Origin of the sequence: Actinomycetospora straminea, assembly GCF_028737255.1 — a bacterium.
Taxonomy (GTDB): domain Bacteria; phylum Actinomycetota; class Actinomycetes; order Mycobacteriales; family Pseudonocardiaceae; genus Actinomycetospora; species Actinomycetospora straminea.
In genome coordinates this window covers 15,615-32,531 of the sequence record NZ_JAQZAN010000025.1, presented here as the reverse complement: position 1 = coordinate 32,531, position 16,917 = coordinate 15,615, and the positions used below count along the sequence as shown (strand labels likewise).

The following is a 16,917-nucleotide window of genomic DNA, read 5'->3' as shown; positions in this document are numbered from 1 at the left end:
CGAACGGACGCACGCCGGGGGCATCCGCCCCGGTCAGGGGCGTCGACTCGGCACCAGTGACCCCAGGGCCCGCACCGCGCCGGTGACGAACGCGCCGGTGACGGCGGCCCAGTCGAAGTAGTCGCGCCACAGCGTGATGGCGCCGTCGTGCACCTCGAAGGTCCCGCACACCCAGAACGAGGTGCGCAGGCGCCCGATCTCGATGGTGTCGGTCCGCTCGGTCAGCACCACGGGGCCGTCGGCGGCGATCCGGTGGTTCTCGGCGCGGAAGCCGGTGGCGCGGCGCGTGAGCTGCTCGAGCACGCGCCGGGTCGGCCCGATCCCGCGCGCCGGGGGCAGCGACACGTTCTCGTAGACGACGTCGGGGCTGAGGTGGGCGCACGCCGCGTCGAGGTCGAGCCGCTCGAGGTCGGCGAGGAACGCGCGCACCACGGCGGCGGGCTCGGCGGGCTCGGTGGGGGTGGACATCGGCGGACTCCTCGACGGGTGGCGTGGCGATCACGGTGACGGGGAACGGAAGAGCACCGGGCGGGGACCGCGTGAGGGCCCGGCCCCCGGGCGAGGAGTCTCCATGACGGCCGACAGCAGCGTGGACAGCCAGGGACCGCTCACCGAGGCCCTCGGCACCGATTTCTTCTCGGTGCGCCGCCGGTTCACCGAGGCGCAGTGGGACACCTTCATGGCCGTGCGCCGCTACGTCGACCGCGTCGTCAGCCCGGCCGCGCCGGCGGCGTGGGACGCCGCGGAGATGCCGTGGGAGGTCATCAAGGGGTTGCCCGACCTCGGCATCGTCGGCGACGACATCACCGGATACGGCTGTCCCGGCTTCGATCCGCTGACCTGCGGGCTCGTCGCGATGGAGCTCGCCCGCGGCGACGGCAGCCTCGCGACCTTCCACGCCGTGCAGTCGGGGCTGGCGATGAAGTCGATCGCGATGCTCGGCTCCGAGGAGCAGAAGCAGGAGTTCCTGCCCGCGATGGCGCGCCTGGAGCTCGTCGGCGCCTTCGGGCTGACCGAGCCCGAGCACGGGTCGGACTCGGTGTCGCTCGAGACGTCGGCCCGCCGCGACGGGGACGACTGGGTGCTCGACGGGCGCAAGCGCTGGATCGGCAACGGCAGCATCGCCGGCCGGACCGTGGTGTGGGCGCGCGACGTCGAGACCCGCGCGGTGCTCGGCTTCCTCGTCGACACCACCACCCCGGGCTACGAGGGCTCGGTGATCCCGCGCAAGGGCTCGATGCGCTCGGTGTGGCAGGCCGACATCCGCCTCGACGGCGTCCGGGTGCCCGAGCGCGACCGCCTGCCCGGCGCGGAGAGCTTCAAGGACACCGGTCGGGTCCTCGCGACGACGCGGGGCACCTGCGCGTGGATGGCGCTGGGCCACGCCACGGCCGGCTACGACGCCGCGCTGCGCTACGCGCTGGAGCGCAAGCAGTTCGGCAAGCCGCTGGCCGGGATGCAGATCGTGCAGGAGCGCCTGGTCCAGATGCTCGCCGAGCTGACCGGGATGCAGCTCTACTGCATGCAGATCGCGAAGCTGGCCGAGGACGACGACCTCGCCCCGACCATCGCGGGCCTCGCGAAGATGAACAACACCCGCAAGGCGCGGTGGGTGCTCTCCCACGCCCGTGACCTGCTCGGCGGCAACGGGATCCTGCTCGACAACCACGTGGTGCGGCACATGGCCGACATCGAGTCGATCCACACGTTCGAGGGCACCGAGACGATCCAGACCCTCATCGTCGGCCGGGAGATCACGGGGCACAGCGCCTTCACCTAGGTGCGCTCCGCCCTCGTGAGCAGAAAGAAGTGCCGGAGCACTCCTTTCTGCTCACCTGCGCGGTAGCGCACCGGCCGGCTCGAGGTGCACGGGCAGCTCGGCGTAGCCGCGCAGGATGCGGGTGGGACGACGGCGGGGCGGTCCGGCCGGGGCCAGGCGCGGGTGGCGCTCGAACAGCGCCCGCAGCGCCACCTCGCCCTCCATCCGCGCGAGCTGCGCGCCGAGGCAGAAGTGCGGGCCGCTGGAGAACGCGAGGTGCTCCTTGGCGTTGGCCCGCGCGACGTCGAAGACGGCGGGGTCGGGGAACACCTGCGGGTCGCGGTTGGCGCCGGCGAGCACGGTGACGACGAGGTCCCCCGCGGGCACGGGCTCGCCCGCCACCTCGGTGTCGACCTTCGCCCGGCGCGCGGTGCGCTCCACCGGCGGGTCGAAGCGGAGCACCTCGTCCACCGCGTTCGGCCACAGCGACGGGTCGGCGGCCAGGAGCTCGCGCTGCTCGGGGTGGGCGAAGAGCTGGGTGGTGCCGTTGCCGATGAGGTTGACGGTGGTCTCGAACCCCGCGGCGAGCACGAGCAGCGCCGTCGACACGAGCTCCTGCTCGGTCAGGCCCGTCCCGTCGTCGTCGACCTCGCCGACCAGGCCGGAGAGCAGGTCGTCGCCGGGCTCGCGGCGCAGGCGGCGCAGGTGGTTGCGCATCCAGTCGTGCAGCGCGGCGAGGTTGCGCTCCATGGACGCGTGCGCCTGGCGCGTGAGCCCCATGTCCAGCGAGGTGGCCGCGCCGTCGCCCCAGGCCAGGAACTGCTCGCGCATCGAGGTCGGCACCCCGAGCATCTCGCTGATGACCGTGACCGGCAGCAGGCTCGCGTAGCGGGCGACGAGGTCGACCTCCTCGCCCGCGCGCACGTCGCGGTCCATGGCGTCGAGGAGCTCGGTGGCGATCTCGCCGGTCCGCTCGCGCAGGGCCGCGACCCGCCGGGCGGTGAAGGCGCGGCTGACGAGCTTGCGGTAGCGCGGGTGGTCGGGCGCGTCGACCGCGAGCATCGAGGGCGGGTCGATGGGCCCGGGGTGGCGCGTCGGCCCGGCCAGCGCGAGCGCGGCCTTCGCCGGCGCGGGCACGACCTGGTTGGGGTGGGTGACGCCGAAGTCGTCGCTGCGCAGCACCGTCGTCGCGACGTCGTGGTGGACCGTGAGCCGCGCGAAGGCGCCGGCCGCGAAGGGGTGGGACCTGCGCAGGCGCTCGTAGTGCGGGAACGGGTCGGCCTGCATGACCGGGTCGAGCAGGAGGCGCGCGTCGGGGTTGCCGGCGCGGACCTGGCGGCGGATCGCGGCGCGCATCAGCCCGTGGGTGGCGCCCCAGCGCAGCGTGGTGCCCAGCGGTGAGCGGGCGACGGACGAGGGCAGCGACAGGGCCACGGCGGCCTCCGGAGGTCGACTCGGTACGTTGTCGTACCACGCGGACCATACTCGGAGTATGTGTTCGTCGTCCAGGGTCGCGGCGGGTACGTCCCCGGCGTGCAGACGACGCTCCGCGCCACCGGCCCGCTCCCCGCCGACGCGGCGTGGGAGCGCTACGCCGACCTCGACCGCTGGCCGCACTGGGCACCGCAGATCTCGGGCGTCTCCGTCGACGCCGTGGCCGGCGGGCAGCCCCGGCGGCTGCACGAGGGCCTGCGCGGCACGGTGCGCGCGGCGGGGGTGGTGCACGTGCCGTTCGAGGTCCTCGCGGTGGACGAGGCGGCGCGCACCTGGTCGTGGCGCGTGCGGGTCGGGCCGGTCCGCCTGCACCTCGACCACGGCGTCGAGGAGCCGCGCCCCGACGACGGCCCGCACGTGCGCTCGCGGACCTGGCTGCGCACCACCGGCCCCGCGCTCGTCGTCCTGCCCTACGCCCCGCTCGCGCTGGTGGCGCTGCACTCGCTGCTGCTGGAGCGGTAGCCGTGCGCCTCCTGCTCACCACCGACACCCACCTCACGCCGCGCTACCCGAACCGCGCGCTGCCCGCCGAGCTCTGGGAGCAGATCGACGCGGCCGACGTGGTCGTGCACGCCGGCGACTGGATGGACCCCGCGCTCCTCGACGCCGTCGAGGTGCGTTCGGCGCGCCTCGTCGCCTGCTGGGGCAACAACGACGGCGACGACCTCCGCGCGCGCCTGCCCGAGACCGCCGTCGCCGAGGTCGGCGGGCTGCGCCTGGCCGTCACCCACGAGACCGGCGCGGCGCAGGGGCGCGAGCAGCGCTGCGACGCGCGCTTCGGGCCCGGGGGCGACACCCCGGTCGACGTCCTCGTCTTCGGTCACAGCCACATCCCGTGGGACACGACCACCCCGGGCGGCGTGCGGCTGCTCAACCCGGGCTCGCCCACCGAGCGGCGCCGCCAGCCCGCCTGCACGTACATGACGGCCGAGATCCGCGACGGCGTCCTGTCCGCCGTGCGCACCCACGAGCTGCCACCCGGTGCGCCTCGCAGTAGGTGACGTACTACCGTGCGTCATCGGCCACGGACGGGTGCTGTTGGGTGAGTGGAAGGCCCGACGCCCCCCGATCGGGCCAACGATCGGCGAGGATGCTGGTCGTGGGCCACGGGTCGGTGGACGACCCGTCCCCCTCGGTGAGCACGGTGGGTGATGCGCTTACCGTTTCCGGGGCCGGTGGAGCACCAGCGGTCCCTGGGGACGACCGATGACCCGGACGGGAGGACGGCGCGTCGGCGGTACCGCTCCCTCGCGAGCCCGCGGGGGTGTGACGACGACGGGAGGCTCGTGACGATCACCGCTGCGGTGCTGTGGGTGCTGCCGGTGGCATCGCGGGGATCGAGACGAAACCGCCGATGACCCTTCTTGCCGAGCGACCCCCGGACGAGGTCGACGAGTCCGAACTCGTCGTCGGCCGTCGTATCCAGGAGTTCTCCCAGCTCGCCGGGCCGATCCGTGAGCCCGACCCCGCCGACGGCCCGTACCGCGTGGCCTACCGCGGTGTCGACGCCGTCCACGGGCGCGGACGCGTCGCCCGGTCGCTGCTCGTCGCCGGCCTGAACTTCGCCTTCGAGGCGCTCTTCTTCCTCTGGCTGCTGCACCCGTCGCACCGCCCACCGGTCTTCGGATCGACCTTCGCGATCTACGCGAACTGGGTCGTCATCGGCTCGATCGGCCTCATGGAGCTCCTGCGGCTGATCAACGTGCTGTCGCTGTCGCTGGCCTCGGTCATCGCGCGCGACCCGGTGCCGGTGCCGCCCGAGCCCGACCGGCGCATCGCCTTCCTCACCACGATCGTCCCCAGCAAGGAACCGATCGACGTCGTGCGCGGCACGCTGCAGGCGGCGCTGCGGATCCAGTACGACGGCATCCTCGACGTCTGGATCCTCGACGAGGGTGACGACGACGAGGTCAAGGCCATGTGCCGCGAGCTCGGCGTCAACCACTTCACCCGCAAGGGCATCGCGAAGTACAACCAGCGCAAGGGCGCGTTCAAGGCCAAGACCAAGCACGGCAACTACAACGCCTGGGTCGCCGAGCACGGCGACTCGTACGAGGTGTTCCTGTCGGTCGACCCCGACCACGTGCCGCTGCCGAACTACGCCGAGCGCATCCTGGGCTACTTCCGCGACCCCGACGTCGCCTTCGTCGTCGGCCCGCAGTGCTACGCGAACGACGAGACGTTCGTGACCCGCGCCGCGGAGTCGCAGCAGTTCCCGTTCCACTCGCTGATCCAGCGCGCGGCCAACCGCTACAACGCGGCCATGCTGGTGGGCACCAACAACGCCGTGCGCATCAGCGCGCTGCAGGGCATCGGCGGCCTGTCGGACTCGATCACCGAGGACATGGCCACCGGCCTGAAGTTCCACGTCCGCCGCAACCCGCTCTCGGGCCGGCGGTGGAAGTCGGTCTACACCCCCGACGTGCTCGCCGTCGGCGAGGGCCCGTCCTCGTGGGGCGACTTCTTCAGCCAGCAGATGCGCTGGTCGCGCGGCACGTTCGAGGTGCTGCTCAAGGAGATGTGGCTGCGGCTGCCCCGCCTCTCGCCGGGCCGCGCCCTCCACTACATCCTCATCACGACCTTCTACCCGTCGATGGCGATCGGGTGGGTGCTCGGGGCGGTGAACGCCTGCCTCTTCCTCGCCCTGGGCGTCCAGGGCGTGGTCGTGCCGGTCCAGCTGTGGCTGGCGCTCTACATCGACGCGACGGCCTTCCAGCTCTGGGTCTACCTGCGCAACCGCCGCTACAACGTCAGCCCCTACGAGGCCGAGGGCTCCTCGGGCGTCAAGGGCATGCTGATGTCGATCTTCGCGTCGCCGATCTTCGCGGCGTCGCTGATCGCGACGATCCTGCGCCTGCCCGCGAAGTTCGTCGTCACGCCCAAGGGCCTGTCGTCGAGCGCGGACCACATCCTGACCTTCCGGCGCCACCTGCAGTGGGCGGCGCTGCTCACCGGCGCGATCGTGCTGGCGATCATCCAGGGCTACGCGACGCCGGCGGTGCTGCTCTGGCCCGCGGTGGCGCTGGTCGCCTGCCTCGCCCCGCCGGTGCTCTGCCTCGTCGAGCGCATCGTGGGCCGCCAGCCCGCGATCGACCCCGCGCCGGTGCTCCCCGACGGCCGCTCCGGGGTCACCACCGAGACGCTCGAGCGGGCGGCCCTCGACGCCCTGCTCGCCGCGGGGAGCACGACCCGCCGCTCCCCGCGCCGGGGAGACGACGGCGCCGCGCGCCCGCCGCTCGAGGGCGACCTGCCCCCGGGCTGGGTGCGGACGTCGGCGCTGGCGCGCCGCGAGCGCGAGGAGGCGCCGGCCACGGAGCTGGAGGGCCGCCCGGCCCCGGGTGGTCGTCGCCGTCGCCGCGAGGACGGGCCGTCGATCGACCCGGCCCCCTCGCCCGTGCCCCGCACGCGCCGTCCGGCAGCCGGTCAGCCCGGCCAGCCGGCCCATCCCGGGCAGCCGGCCCATCCCGGGCAGCCGGCCCAGCCCGGCCAGCCGGCCCAGCCCGGCCAGCCCCAGCCTCGGCCGGCGGCCCACCCGGGGGCCCAGCCCGGTCAGCCGGGCCAGCCGCCCGTGCCCCCGCCCGGCCCGCGCCCGGCGGGTCGCCCGCCGGTGCCGCCGCCGGGCCAGCAGCCCGTGCCGCCACCCGGCCAGCCCGGTGTCCAGCCCGCTCAGCCCGGTGTCCAGCCCGGCCAGCAGCCGGCTGCCCGGCCGCGTCCGGCCGCGACCCCGCCCGGGACGCCGCACCCGCGCCCGACGCCCACCCCGCGGCCCGGGCCGAGCCCGTTCGCCCCGCCCGGCCAGCGGCCCGGGGAGCGCCCCGGCGAGCGTCCGGCGGCCGCCGAGCAGGGCGGGCGCTACGTCGCGCCCGCCGCGGAGCACCAGGACCCGGCGCGTCCGGGCGCGCCGCGTCCCACCCCGGCGCCCGCCCCGACCCCGCGTCCCGGTGCCGGGCGCGGCACCACGCCGCGACCCGGTCCGCGCCGCGAACGGCCCCCGATGCTGCTCTCGTCGGCGGCCGAGCTCGAGGCGGACGGTGTCCAGCCGGTGATCCCGGTCTCGGCGGGGTCTAGCATCGGTAACGAAACAGCAAAGCGGCCCGACGAACGACACGGTGGGACCCGCGCGCCCGATGCCGTGTCCGCGAACGCCCCGACGGTCGCGGTGCGCGTGGTGGCGCTGGCCGCGGTGGCCGGTCCCTCCCGGCCGACACCCGCGGGGGTGTCACCGGACCTCGACGGGCGACGGACGGAGGCGAGTTGATCGAGCAGGGACTGACCAGACGGGTCAAGCGCTTCCTGCTCCTCGTCATCGTCCCGGCGGTCATGCTCGGCGTGAACGTGCCGCCGGCGTGGTCGTGGATCTCCGAGCTCCGGCACCAGCGGCTGATCAACAGCCAGGAGTACAAGGAGAAGTTCGGCAAGTGGGACGTCGTCGAGCTCCCCGACGACCAGAAGGTCAACGCGATCCACGCCGCGGTCCTCCCGACCGGGCGCATCCTCCTCATCGCCGGCTCCGGCAACAAGGAGGACATGTTCAACGCGGGGACCTTCAAGAGCCTCGTGTACGACCCCGCCACCGGGCGCAGCCGCGTCGTCCCCACCCCGGACGACATGTTCTGCTCGGGCCACACCTTCCTGGCCTCGGGCAACCTGCTCGTCGCCGGCGGCACCCAGCGCTACGAGCGCCTCGACGGCGCGGTCACCAACGCCGCCGGCGGCGTGACGGTCAAGAACGAGAACCCGGACGCGCCGGTGCGCTCGTTCCCGGCCGGCACGGAGTTCCGCTCGCCGGAGGGCCTGGTCTACCGCTCGACCCACCCGTTCGAGGTCAAGCCGGCGACGAAGGTCGCGACCCGCCGGGGCGCGACGGTGACCGCCAGCGAGACGGTCGTGTTCGCCGAGGCCGTGGAGCCGGGCCCGCGCTACGTCGCCGTCGGGCCGCGGCAGTACGTGATCAACGGCGTGCCGCCGGGCGAGGAGCAGAACCTCTACGCCCTCGGGCAGGGGATGACCCTGGAGAAGCAGGACTACCAGGGCATCGAGGAGACCTACGAGTTCAACCCGTACACCGAGGCCTACGAGCGCGTGGGCGACATGGTGTTCAAGCGCTGGTACCCGACGCTGACCGGTCTGGCCGACGGCACCGTGATCTCGGTGTCGGGCCTCGACGGCACCGGCGAGGTCCTCAACGGCCAGAACGAGATCTACGACCCGGCCACCCGGACCTGGACCGAGCGCAAGGACCTCACGCAGTACTTCCCGACCTACCCGGCGCTGTTCCAGACCGCGCGGGAGGACGTGCTCTTCTACTCGGGCGCCAACGCCGGCTACGGGCCCGCCGAGCAGGGCCGCGTGCCCGGGTTCTGGAACCTGCGCAACAACGTCCTGACCCCGATCCCGGGCATGCGCGACCCCGACCTGCTCGAGACCGCGGGGTCCGCCTGGGCGGGCCCGGTGCAGGAGCAGCGGGTCGCCGTGGTCGGCGGCGGCGGCGTCGGGGAGAGCCCGCGCTCGTCGGCGCGCATCGACACCATCGACCTCGACAGCCCGAACCCGACCTGGCAGCCGGGGCCGATGCTGCCGGAGGGCACGCGCTACCCGAACCTGACGACGCTGCCCGACGACACGATGCTGATCAGCAACGGGTCGCGGGACTACCGCGGCAAGGGCGCCTCGGACAACCACAACGCGCGCATCTACCGACCGCAGACCAACACGCTGGACTACGCCGCGGACCCGCAGGTGGGGCGCAACTACCACGCGGCGAGCCTGCTGCTGCCCGACGGCCGGGTCATGACGGTCGGCTCGGACCCGCTGTTCAACGACGCCGCCGGCACCATCCCCGGCACCTTCGAGCAGCGCATCGAGATCTTCACGCCGCCCTACCTGTTCAAGGGCCCGCAGCCGACGATCGCGGACTCGCCGCCGACGGCCCCGCTGGGCGACACGCTGACCGTCGCCACGCCGGACGCCCCGCGCATCGCGACCGCCCGCCTGATGGCGCCGATGGCGTCCACGCACGTGACGGACACGGGCCAGCGCTCGATCGCCCTGGACATCACGAAGCGCGACGGCGGGGTGTCGTTCACGGTGCCCGAGGACCCCACGATCGCTCCGCCCGGGCGCTACATGCTCTTCCTCGTCGACGACCGCGGCGTGCCCTCGGTGGCCAAGTGGGTCGAGATCCCGGCGCCCGGGCCGCTGGAGGAGACGTGACGTCCGTCGCGGCCCGACGGCCCGGGGCGTCGCCGACGGACCGGGAGGCGGGCCTGCACCGCCGAGCGGCCGCCGGGCCGCGACGGGCGGTGCCTCCCCCCACACGGGCGCCACGGGGTGGCCTGAGAGCCTGGGGCCGGATGGACGAACAGGCCCGGGGGTGGCTCGACGGTGGCACGTGATGGACGGACGACGCGGGGCGAGGCGGGACCGGTCACCCCGGACGCGCCGCGCGGCGCGACGCAGCCGCCGGAGCCGGCGACCCAGCCCATCCCGGTCGCGTCGGGTGCCCCGACCGAGCGGGTGGAGCGCCGCCGGGAGCCGGCCGACGCCCCCGTCCCCGGTGATCGTCGCGAGCGCCGTGCCGCGGCGCGCCGCGGACCGACTCGCGGCTGGGTCGTCGCCGGGGTGGCCGCCGCGGTCGCGCTGGTGACGGCGGTCGGCATCGCGGCCTGCGGCACGAGCTCCGACGGCGGCGGCGACGCCGGCGGCGCGCCGGTCGCCCCGGCCGCCTCCGAGTTCTGGGTCGACCCCGCCTCCTCGGCGGCGCGCCAGGTCGAGGCGTGGCGCGCCGAGGGCCGCAGCGACGAGGCGACGGCGCTGGAGAAGATCGCGCGCCAGCCCGTCGCCATCTGGCCGACCGGCGAGACCGGCGGCGTCGAGGGCGAGGTCGCGGGCGTCGTCTCGCAGGCCCGCGCCGCGGGACGCACCCCGGTGCTCACCGCCTACAACATCCCCAACCGCGACTGCGGCCTGTACTCCAGCGGCGGCGCCGAGAACGAGGACGCCTACCGCGAGTGGCTGGGCGCCTTCGCCCGCGGCATGGGAGGCAACCGCGCGGTCGTGATCCTGGAGCCGGACGCCCTGCCCCAGACGCTCACCAACTGCGAGGGCGAGGGCGAGCAGGAGGGCCGCGAGGAGCTGCTCGCCGAGGCCGTCCGGACGCTGACCCGGGCCGGCGGCGAGGTCTACATCGACGCCGGCAACCCGGGCTTCGTCACCAACGTCGACGAGCTCGCGGGCGGCCTGCGCACGAGCGGCGTCGGCGAGGCGGCGGGCTTCGCGCTCAACGTCTCGAACTTCATGACCACCGACCAGGTGCGCGCCTACGGCGACCGCGTGTCCGACGCCGTGGGCGGCGCCCGGTACGTCATCGACACCAGCCGCAACGGCAACGGCAGCTACGAGGGCCCCGAGCAGCCGACGTGGTGCAACCCGCCGGGGCGGGCCCTGGGCGCCCCGCCGACCCGCGACACCGGCTCCCCGCGCGTCGCGGCGTTCCTGTGGGTCAAGGAGCCGGGCGACTCCGACGGCGACTGCCGCGGCGCCCCGGCGGCCGGCGAGTTCTGGCCGCAGTACGCCCTGGACCTGGCGAACAACACCCCCGGCGACTAGCGACCACCGGACAGCGCCGACGGGTCGAGCACGGATCCCGACGGATCAGGGCGACGGGCTGCCCGTCGTGGCGCGAGGCGACTAGTAGGCGTGGACGACGGCGGCCATGTCCTCGCTGCCGTGGCCGCCGTCGGAGGCGACGCCGAGGCGGTCGCGGACGGCGGTGGCGAGCGTGGCGTCGACGCCGGCCTCGCGCAGGGCCTCGTGGATGAGGTCGGTGTCCTTGATGACGCCGTCGAGCTCGAACGAGGGCGTGTAGTCGCCGTCGATCATCGCCTTGCCCTTGAGCTGCACGTACGGCGCGTTGACCGCGCCGCCGTCGACGGCGTCGAGGAACTGCTGCGGGTCGAGGCCGAGCCCGCGGGCGAGCGCGATCGACTGGGCGATGCCGTTGACCATGACGCCGATCCAGGCGTTGATCGCGAGCTTGAGCCTGCTGGCGTCGCCGACCGTCTCGCTCACCCACTGCGTCCGCACGCCGATGGCGTCGAACACCGGCTGCACGGTCGCGCGCAGCGACGACGGTCCGGAGGCGAGCACCACGAGCTGCCCGTTCTCCGCCGGCGCCTTGGTGCCGAGCATCGGGGCGTCGAGGAAGTCGACGCCCGCGTCACGGGCCAGCGCGGCGAGCCGGTCGGTCCCCTCGATCCCCACCGTGCTGGTCTGCACCCACACCGCGCCGTCGCGCATCCGCCCGAGCACCGGCTCCATGGTCCGCGCCACCGCGTCGGTGTCGAAGAGCATGGTGATGACGACGTCCGCGTCGGCGACGGCCTCGGCGGCGGTCTCCGCGACGCGCGCGCCGTCGTCGGCCAGGGGTGACGCCTTCTCGGTGCTGCGGTTCCACACGGTGACCGCGAGGCCCTCGCGCAGCAGGCTGCGGGTCATCCCCGCGCCCATGATCCCGGTGCCGAGCACGGCGACGGACGGACCTGCATCGCTCATGCCCGCGGCCTACCCCCGCGGTTCGCGGCCCATGCCGAAGAACTCCGCGTTGGGCTGCAGCGCGGTGAGGTGGGCGAGCCGGTTCGACATGGCGAACAGGGCCGTGATCGCGCCGACGTCCCAGATCTCCTCGTCGGACAGCCCGGCGTCGCGGGCGGCGTCGAGGTCGTCCTCGGACAGCGACGCGGAGTCCAGCGCGAGGGCCAGCGCGAGGTCGACGATGGCCCGCCGGCGCGGGTCGAGCGACGCGCCGTAGGGGTTGATGCCGACGTGGTCGGCGAGCTCGGGTTCCTTGCTGCGGATGCGCAGGATCGCGCCGTGGGCGACGACGCAGTAGGTGCAGTGGTTGGCGCCGGACGTCGCGACGACGACGAGCTCGCGCTCGGCCTTCGACAGCGGCGACTCCCGCTCCATGAGCGCGTCGTGGTAGTCGAGGAACGCCCGCAGCTCGGCGGGCCGGTGGCCCAGCGCCCGGAAGATGTTGGGCACGAACCCCGAGCGCTCGGCGATCGCGCCGACGCGCTCGCGCAGGTCGTCGGGGAGGTCGTCGAGCTCGACGACGGGGAAGCGGCTCACGGCATCGGTCACCCGCCGCACGGTAGGACCGGGATGTCGACGCGGCCAGGGGTGGCGGCGCCCGGGCAGCGAGGGACGCCTCCGCTGCGTGGGACGCCGCGAGGGACGCCTTCGCTCCCCACCCCCGAGACCCCGCGGGTGCACCCCCGCGAGCGCATCCAACGAGCGCCCCCCGGCGAGTGCACCCAGCGAGCTCAGCCCGGCGGGCGGAAGGTGATGCCGCAGCGCTGCTGGGTGACCTCTTGGATGCGCGCCACCGCCGGGCCGGCCTCGCGCTGCAGGCGCTCGAGCTCGGCGCGGTCGATGCGGGTGGGGTCGCCGCCGGTCTCCGCGAGCGAGGTCAGCGCCTGGTCGGTCAGGGCCTGGACCGTGCGCCACTCGGCGGCGATCTCGGGAGGGGCGGTGGCGACGAGGTCCGCGACCTGGCGGCGGGCGGCGTCCGAGGACGGCATCACCCCGCCGGCGCCCGCGCCGGGCGCCGCCTGCTCGGCCTGGACGCGGGTGACGGCGTCGCAGTAGGGCTGCACCGCCGGGTCGGGTGTCGCGGGCGCGGCGGCGGACGGCGGGACCGACGCACCCGGGGTCCCCGGCGCCGGCGAGCCACCGCAGGCCGCGACGCCCAGCGCGAGCCCGAGCCCCGCCACCGTGCCGACCACGACGCGGCCCACCCGAGAACCCGCTCGAGAACCCACGGCCGTCACCTCTCCTCGCGCTGCTCGTGCGCATGCTGGCAGGCGGGCCCGCCCACCCCCGGACCGGGTGGTGAGCACGCCTCGCCCGGAGGGGCGTGGCGCGGGGCACTCCCGGCCCAGCGGGCGCACGTGTCACAGTGAGTCCCGTGCAGGTCGCCGACGAACACCGCGCGCTCGTGCGCCAGTGGTGTGCCCGCCGCGTGCCCGCGGAGCAGCGCGACCAGCTGCGGATCTCCTACACCGAGCGGGCCGGGCGCATCACGATCTCGGCCCGCCGCGCCCCGGTGTTCCCCGAGCTCGGCACCGGCTGGACCACCGAGCCGCTCGCCCAGCTGCGTCTGCTGCCCGACGAGGAGCGGTGGATCCTGCTCTGGCCCGACTCGAGCGGCCGCTGGCACCGCTACCCCGACGAGTCGAAGGCGAGCTCGCCGGCCCCGTTGCTCGACATCATCGACGCCGACCCGACGGGCATCTTCTGGGGATGATCCGCCCGACGAGCCCCGCCCCGACGAGCCCTGCCCGATGAGCCCGGCCACCGCGGCCGAGGTCGCCGCGCGCGTGCGCACGCACGACCGCGACGACCGCGTCGCCGCCCACCGGCCCGACCTGCGCGCCGCGGCCGTCGCCGTCGTCGTCCTCGACGACCCGCAGCGCGGGCCCGGGGTGCTGCTGACGCGCCGCACCTCGCGGCTGCGCGACCACCCCGGCCAGTTCGCGCTGCCCGGCGGGTCGGTCGACCCGGGCGAGGACGTCGTCACCGCCGCGCGCCGCGAGCTCGACGAGGAGCTCGGTCTGCGCCTCGACGCCGACACGGTGCTGGGCCTGCTCGACGACTACCCGACGCGCTCGGGTTTCGTGATCACCCCGGTGGTGATGGCCGCCGCGGGCGTCGTCGCCGACCTGCGGCCCTCGCCCGACGAGGTCAGCCAGCTGTTCCACATCACCCTCGACGAGCTCGACGTCGAGCCGCTGTTCCACGAGATCGAGGAGTCGCCGCGGCCCGTCGTGCAGATGCCGCTGGTGGGCCACTTCATCCACGCGCCGACGGCGGCGGTGCTCCTGCAGTTCCGGGAGGTGGCGCTCCACGGACGCACCACCCGCGTCGACGGGCTGGAACAACCGGTGTTCGCCTGGCGTTGAGTGACGCGCGTGTGAGGGATCGTTAAAGAGCGGTGACACAGGCGACGGTTTGATGCGCAGTCGCGCGTCCGATGGTTGTCTGGAATGTGCTCTACGGCCCGACCGTGGTCCAGTCGAGAACACTGAGGATGTGGGACGCACCGTGTGCGGAATCGTCGCGGCGTACGGAGAGATCGATCCTGACAAGTGCGAGCGGATGCTCGCCCGCATCCACCACCGGGGGCCGGACGACACCGGCCGGGTGCAGCTGGAGAACGCGTGGCTCGGCCACCAGCGTCTCTCGATCATGGACGTCACCGGCGGCAAGCAGCCCATCGCCGACGACACCGACTCGGCCTTCGTGGTCGGCAACGGGGAGATCTACAACCACGAGGACATCCGCGACGTCCTCTCCGAGGTCCGGTTCGCGACCGACTCGGACACCGAGTCGGCGTTCCGCCTGGTCCTGCGCGACGGCTCGGCCGCCCTCCACGAGGTGCGCGGCATGTTCGCCCTCGCGATGGCCCACACCGACGGTCGCGGCGCCGTCGCCCGCGACCCGATCGGCATCAAGCCGCTGTACTGGGCGCGCCTCGACGGCGTGACGATCTTCGCCAGCGAGCTGCGCGCGTTCGACCCCGAGGACCAGCCCTTCGTCGAGGCCTTCCCGCCCGGGCACGTCTGGACGCCCGGCGTCGCCGGCGACGTCGCCGAGGGCGCGATGGTCCGCTTCGCCGACGCGGTGCCGGTCGAGGTCCGTCCCGCACGCCTGGCGCCGGACAAGCAGTGGACCGAGGAGGACCTCGGGAACATCCGCGACGTGCTCTCCGACTCGATCCGCCGCCACATGATGAGCGACGTCCCCGTCGGCGTCTTCCTCTCCGGCGGGCTCGACTCCGCGATCGTCGCCGCCGTCGCGGTCAAGGTCGCCGACGAGAAGGGCGAGCGCCTCCCGACCTTCGCGGTCGGCACCGAGGGCTCGGCGGACCTGCTCGCGGCCCGCGCGGTCGCCGAGTACCTGGGGACCGACCACCACGAGATCGTGCCGACCGCCGACGACCTCGAGTCCGCGCTCGACGAGGCCGTCACGGTCATCGAGCACTTCGACCCGGCCCTGGTGCGCTCGGCGGTGCCGAACCTGCTGCTCGCCCGCGAGGCGGTCAAGCACGTCAAGGTGGTGCTCACCGGCGAGGGCGCCGACGAGCTGTTCGCCGGCTACGAGTACGTGCACAGCGAGGAGTTCTCGACGCCGGACACCCTGCAGGCCGAGCTCGTGCGCTCGATCGAGATGCTCCACGAGCTCAACCTGCAGCGCTGCGACCGGGCGACGATGAACTACGGGCTCGAGGCGCGCGTGCCGTTCCTCGACGCGACCGTGATGCGCGAGATGCTGGCGCTGCCCGCCGAGTGGAAGCTCAAGATCCACGACCGCGTGGAGAAGCAGCTGCTGCGCGAGGCGTTCGACGGGATGGTGCCCTACGACATCGTCTGGCGCGGCAAGGAGCAGTTCGGCGACGGCTCCGGCGCCAAGGACGTGCTCTCCGCGCTCGTCGAGAAGGAGAAGACCAAGGAGGGCGCGCAGGACGCGGAGCCCCCCGCGGTCGAGCACGGCTGGGCGCTGCGCAGCGACGAGGAGATCGCCTACTACCGGACCTGGCACCGCTCGTTCGGGGGCGTGCGCCCGGACCGCACCCTGGGCGCGTTCGCGACGGCGTGATCGGTGGGCGCCCGCCCCGTCGACGGGGCGGGCGTCACCGTCCGTCCGGTGGTTGAGTTCCGGACCACCCGGGGTATCCGCCGGTCATGAGCGATGTCCCCGGTATCGAGCTGAACAACGGCGCGACGATTCCCCAGCTGGGGTTCGGTGTGTTCCAGATCGACCCGTCGGACACGGCGGACACGGTGCAGCAGGCGTTCGACGCCGGCTACCGGCACATCGACACCGCCCAGATGTACGGCAACGAGGCCGAGGTCGGCGAGGCGATCGCGAAGTCGGGCCTGCAGCGCGACGACCTCTGGATCACGACGAAGTGCAACAACTCGAACCACGGCCGGCTCGACGCGCAGACGGCGCTCGACGAGAGCCTGCAGAAGCTCGGCCTCGACTTCGTCGACCTCTACCTCATCCACTGGCCGCTGCCCGGCAAGGACCTCTACGTCGACACGTGGAAGGGCTTCGAGGAGGCGCACGCCGACGGCAAGACGCGCACCATCGGCGTCTCGAACTTCCAGCCGCACCACCTCGACCGGCTCCTCGAGGAGACCGACACGGTGCCGGCGATCAACCAGATCGAGCTGCACCCGCACATGCAGCAGGCCGCGCTGCGCTCGTACCACGAGCGCCACGGCATCCGCACCGAGGCGTGGAGCCCGATCGGCCAGGGCAAGGGCCTGCTCGACGCCCCGGAGCTCGACGAGATCGCGCAGGCGCACGGCAAGAGCCCGGCGCAGGTCGTGCTCCGCTGGCACGTCCAGATCGGCAACATCATCTTCCCGAAGTCGGTCACCCCTGAGCGCATCCGGGAGAACATGGCGATCTTCGACTTCGAGCTCTCCGACGAGCAGATGCAGAAGATCGAGGGGATGGAGAAGGCCGAGCGCATCGGCCCCGACCCCGACGAGTTCGACCGCTAGGACACGTTTCCCCGGCCGCCCCCCGCGCGGCCGGGGCGCCCCCGCGGCCCGGTCATCGGCGGAAGCCCCCGCCCGCCGATGACCGGGCCG

At 73.9% G+C, this 16,917-nt stretch carries 15 protein-coding genes; 10 read left to right on the top strand and 5 right to left on the bottom strand.

What is annotated here, in order from left to right; genetic code table 11:
- Nucleotides 1-33: 33 nt before the first annotated feature.
- A complete protein-coding gene (locus PH190_RS26195) occupies nucleotides 34-468 on the bottom strand; it encodes a limonene-1,2-epoxide hydrolase family protein (RefSeq protein WP_274234479.1) in 435 nt (144 codons plus the stop codon).
- Between the two features lie 103 nt (nucleotides 469-571).
- Here PH190_RS26195 and PH190_RS26190 point away from each other — a divergent pair, with 103 nt between their 5' ends.
- Nucleotides 572-1,780 carry an acyl-CoA dehydrogenase family protein gene (locus tag PH190_RS26190; RefSeq protein WP_274234478.1) on the top strand — a complete coding sequence of 403 codons (1,209 nt, stop codon included), beginning with the start codon at nucleotides 572-574 and terminating at the stop codon, nucleotides 1,778-1,780.
- Between the two features lie 51 nt (nucleotides 1,781-1,831).
- Here the strand turns inward: PH190_RS26190 and PH190_RS26185 are convergent, their stop codons facing one another.
- Nucleotides 1,832-3,193, bottom strand: coding sequence for a cytochrome P450 (locus PH190_RS26185; RefSeq protein ID WP_274234477.1), 1,362 nt, complete (start codon nucleotides 3,191-3,193; stop codon nucleotides 1,832-1,834).
- Nucleotides 3,194-3,253: 60 nt separating this feature from the next.
- On the opposite strand from PH190_RS26185, the gene PH190_RS26180 reads away from it, so the two are divergent.
- From PH190_RS26180 to PH190_RS26160, 5 genes are all read left to right on the top strand, one after another.
- Complete coding sequence (locus PH190_RS26180) at nucleotides 3,254-3,715, top strand: SRPBCC family protein (RefSeq protein ID WP_274234476.1); 462 nt, start codon at nucleotides 3,254-3,256, stop codon at nucleotides 3,713-3,715.
- A gap of 2 nt (nucleotides 3,716-3,717) precedes the next feature.
- A complete protein-coding gene (locus tag PH190_RS26175) occupies nucleotides 3,718-4,254 on the top strand; it encodes a metallophosphoesterase family protein (protein WP_274234475.1) in 537 nt (178 codons plus the stop codon).
- Nucleotides 4,255-4,607: 353 nt separating this feature from the next.
- The gene (locus tag PH190_RS26170) at nucleotides 4,608-7,511 is read left to right on the top strand and encodes a glycosyltransferase family 2 protein (RefSeq protein WP_274234474.1); all 2,904 of its coding nucleotides are present in this window, start codon (nucleotides 4,608-4,610) and stop codon (nucleotides 7,509-7,511) included.
- On the top strand, nucleotides 7,508-9,466 hold the full coding sequence (gene glxA, locus PH190_RS26165) for a radical copper oxidase GlxA (RefSeq protein WP_274234473.1): 1,959 nt from the start codon (nucleotides 7,508-7,510) through the stop codon (nucleotides 9,464-9,466). The genes PH190_RS26170 and glxA overlap by 4 nt, the downstream gene beginning before the upstream one ends.
- Before the next feature lie 171 nt (nucleotides 9,467-9,637).
- Nucleotides 9,638-10,861 (top strand): glycoside hydrolase family 6 protein, encoded by a 1,224-nt coding sequence (locus PH190_RS26160; protein ID WP_274234472.1) that lies wholly within the window; start codon nucleotides 9,638-9,640, stop codon nucleotides 10,859-10,861.
- Nucleotides 10,862-10,942: 81 nt separating this feature from the next.
- Here PH190_RS26160 and PH190_RS26155 read toward each other — a convergent pair whose 3' ends face one another.
- The 3 genes from PH190_RS26155 to PH190_RS26145 all read right to left on the bottom strand — a co-directional run bounded on the left by PH190_RS26155 (nucleotide 10,943) and on the right by PH190_RS26145 (nucleotide 13,050).
- Complete coding sequence (locus PH190_RS26155; protein WP_274234471.1) at nucleotides 10,943-11,806, bottom strand: NAD(P)-dependent oxidoreductase; 864 nt, start codon at nucleotides 11,804-11,806, stop codon at nucleotides 10,943-10,945.
- Between the two features lie 9 nt (nucleotides 11,807-11,815).
- Nucleotides 11,816-12,394 carry a peroxidase-related enzyme gene (locus tag PH190_RS26150; RefSeq protein ID WP_274234470.1) on the bottom strand — a complete coding sequence of 193 codons (579 nt, stop codon included), beginning with the start codon at nucleotides 12,392-12,394 and terminating at the stop codon, nucleotides 11,816-11,818.
- A 182-nt stretch (nucleotides 12,395-12,576) separates the two neighbouring features.
- Complete coding sequence (locus PH190_RS26145) at nucleotides 12,577-13,050, bottom strand: hypothetical protein (RefSeq protein ID WP_274234469.1); 474 nt, start codon at nucleotides 13,048-13,050, stop codon at nucleotides 12,577-12,579.
- A 170-nt stretch (nucleotides 13,051-13,220) separates the two neighbouring features.
- Here PH190_RS26145 and PH190_RS26140 point away from each other — a divergent pair, with 170 nt between their 5' ends.
- From PH190_RS26140 to PH190_RS26125, 4 genes are all read left to right on the top strand, one after another.
- On the top strand, nucleotides 13,221-13,559 hold the full coding sequence (locus tag PH190_RS26140; RefSeq protein ID WP_274234468.1) for a DUF3024 domain-containing protein: 339 nt from the start codon (nucleotides 13,221-13,223) through the stop codon (nucleotides 13,557-13,559).
- 37 nt (nucleotides 13,560-13,596) lie between these two features.
- On the top strand, nucleotides 13,597-14,214 hold the full coding sequence (locus PH190_RS26135) for an NUDIX hydrolase (protein ID WP_274234467.1): 618 nt from the start codon (nucleotides 13,597-13,599) through the stop codon (nucleotides 14,212-14,214).
- Between the two features lie 142 nt (nucleotides 14,215-14,356).
- On the top strand, nucleotides 14,357-15,910 hold the full coding sequence (gene asnB / locus PH190_RS26130; protein ID WP_274234466.1) for an asparagine synthase (glutamine-hydrolyzing): 1,554 nt from the start codon (nucleotides 14,357-14,359) through the stop codon (nucleotides 15,908-15,910).
- Nucleotides 15,911-15,996: 86 nt separating this feature from the next.
- Nucleotides 15,997-16,827, top strand: a complete 831-nt coding sequence (locus tag PH190_RS26125; RefSeq protein WP_274234465.1) for an aldo/keto reductase — start codon at nucleotides 15,997-15,999, stop codon at nucleotides 16,825-16,827.
- The last annotated feature ends 90 nt before the right edge of the window (nucleotides 16,828-16,917 follow it).

What these genes read in the sequence shown, in the direction of transcription:
- PH190_RS26170 (WP_274234474.1), top strand. Translation starts at nt 4,608, where the DNA reads ATGACCCTTCTTGCCGAGCGACCCCCGGACGAGGTCGACGAGTCCGAA.
- PH190_RS26125 (WP_274234465.1), top strand. Translation starts at nt 15,997, where the DNA reads ATGAGCGATGTCCCCGGTATCGAGCTGAACAACGGCGCGACGATTCCC.
- PH190_RS26190 (WP_274234478.1), top strand. Translation starts at nt 572, where the DNA reads ATGACGGCCGACAGCAGCGTGGACAGCCAGGGACCGCTCACCGAGGCC.
- PH190_RS26155 (WP_274234471.1), bottom strand. Translation starts at nt 11,806, where the DNA reads ATGAGCGATGCAGGTCCGTCCGTCGCCGTGCTCGGCACCGGGATCATG.
- PH190_RS26135 (WP_274234467.1), top strand. Translation starts at nt 13,597, where the DNA reads ATGAGCCCGGCCACCGCGGCCGAGGTCGCCGCGCGCGTGCGCACGCAC.
- PH190_RS26195 (WP_274234479.1), bottom strand. Translation starts at nt 468, where the DNA reads ATGTCCACCCCCACCGAGCCCGCCGAGCCCGCCGCCGTGGTGCGCGCG.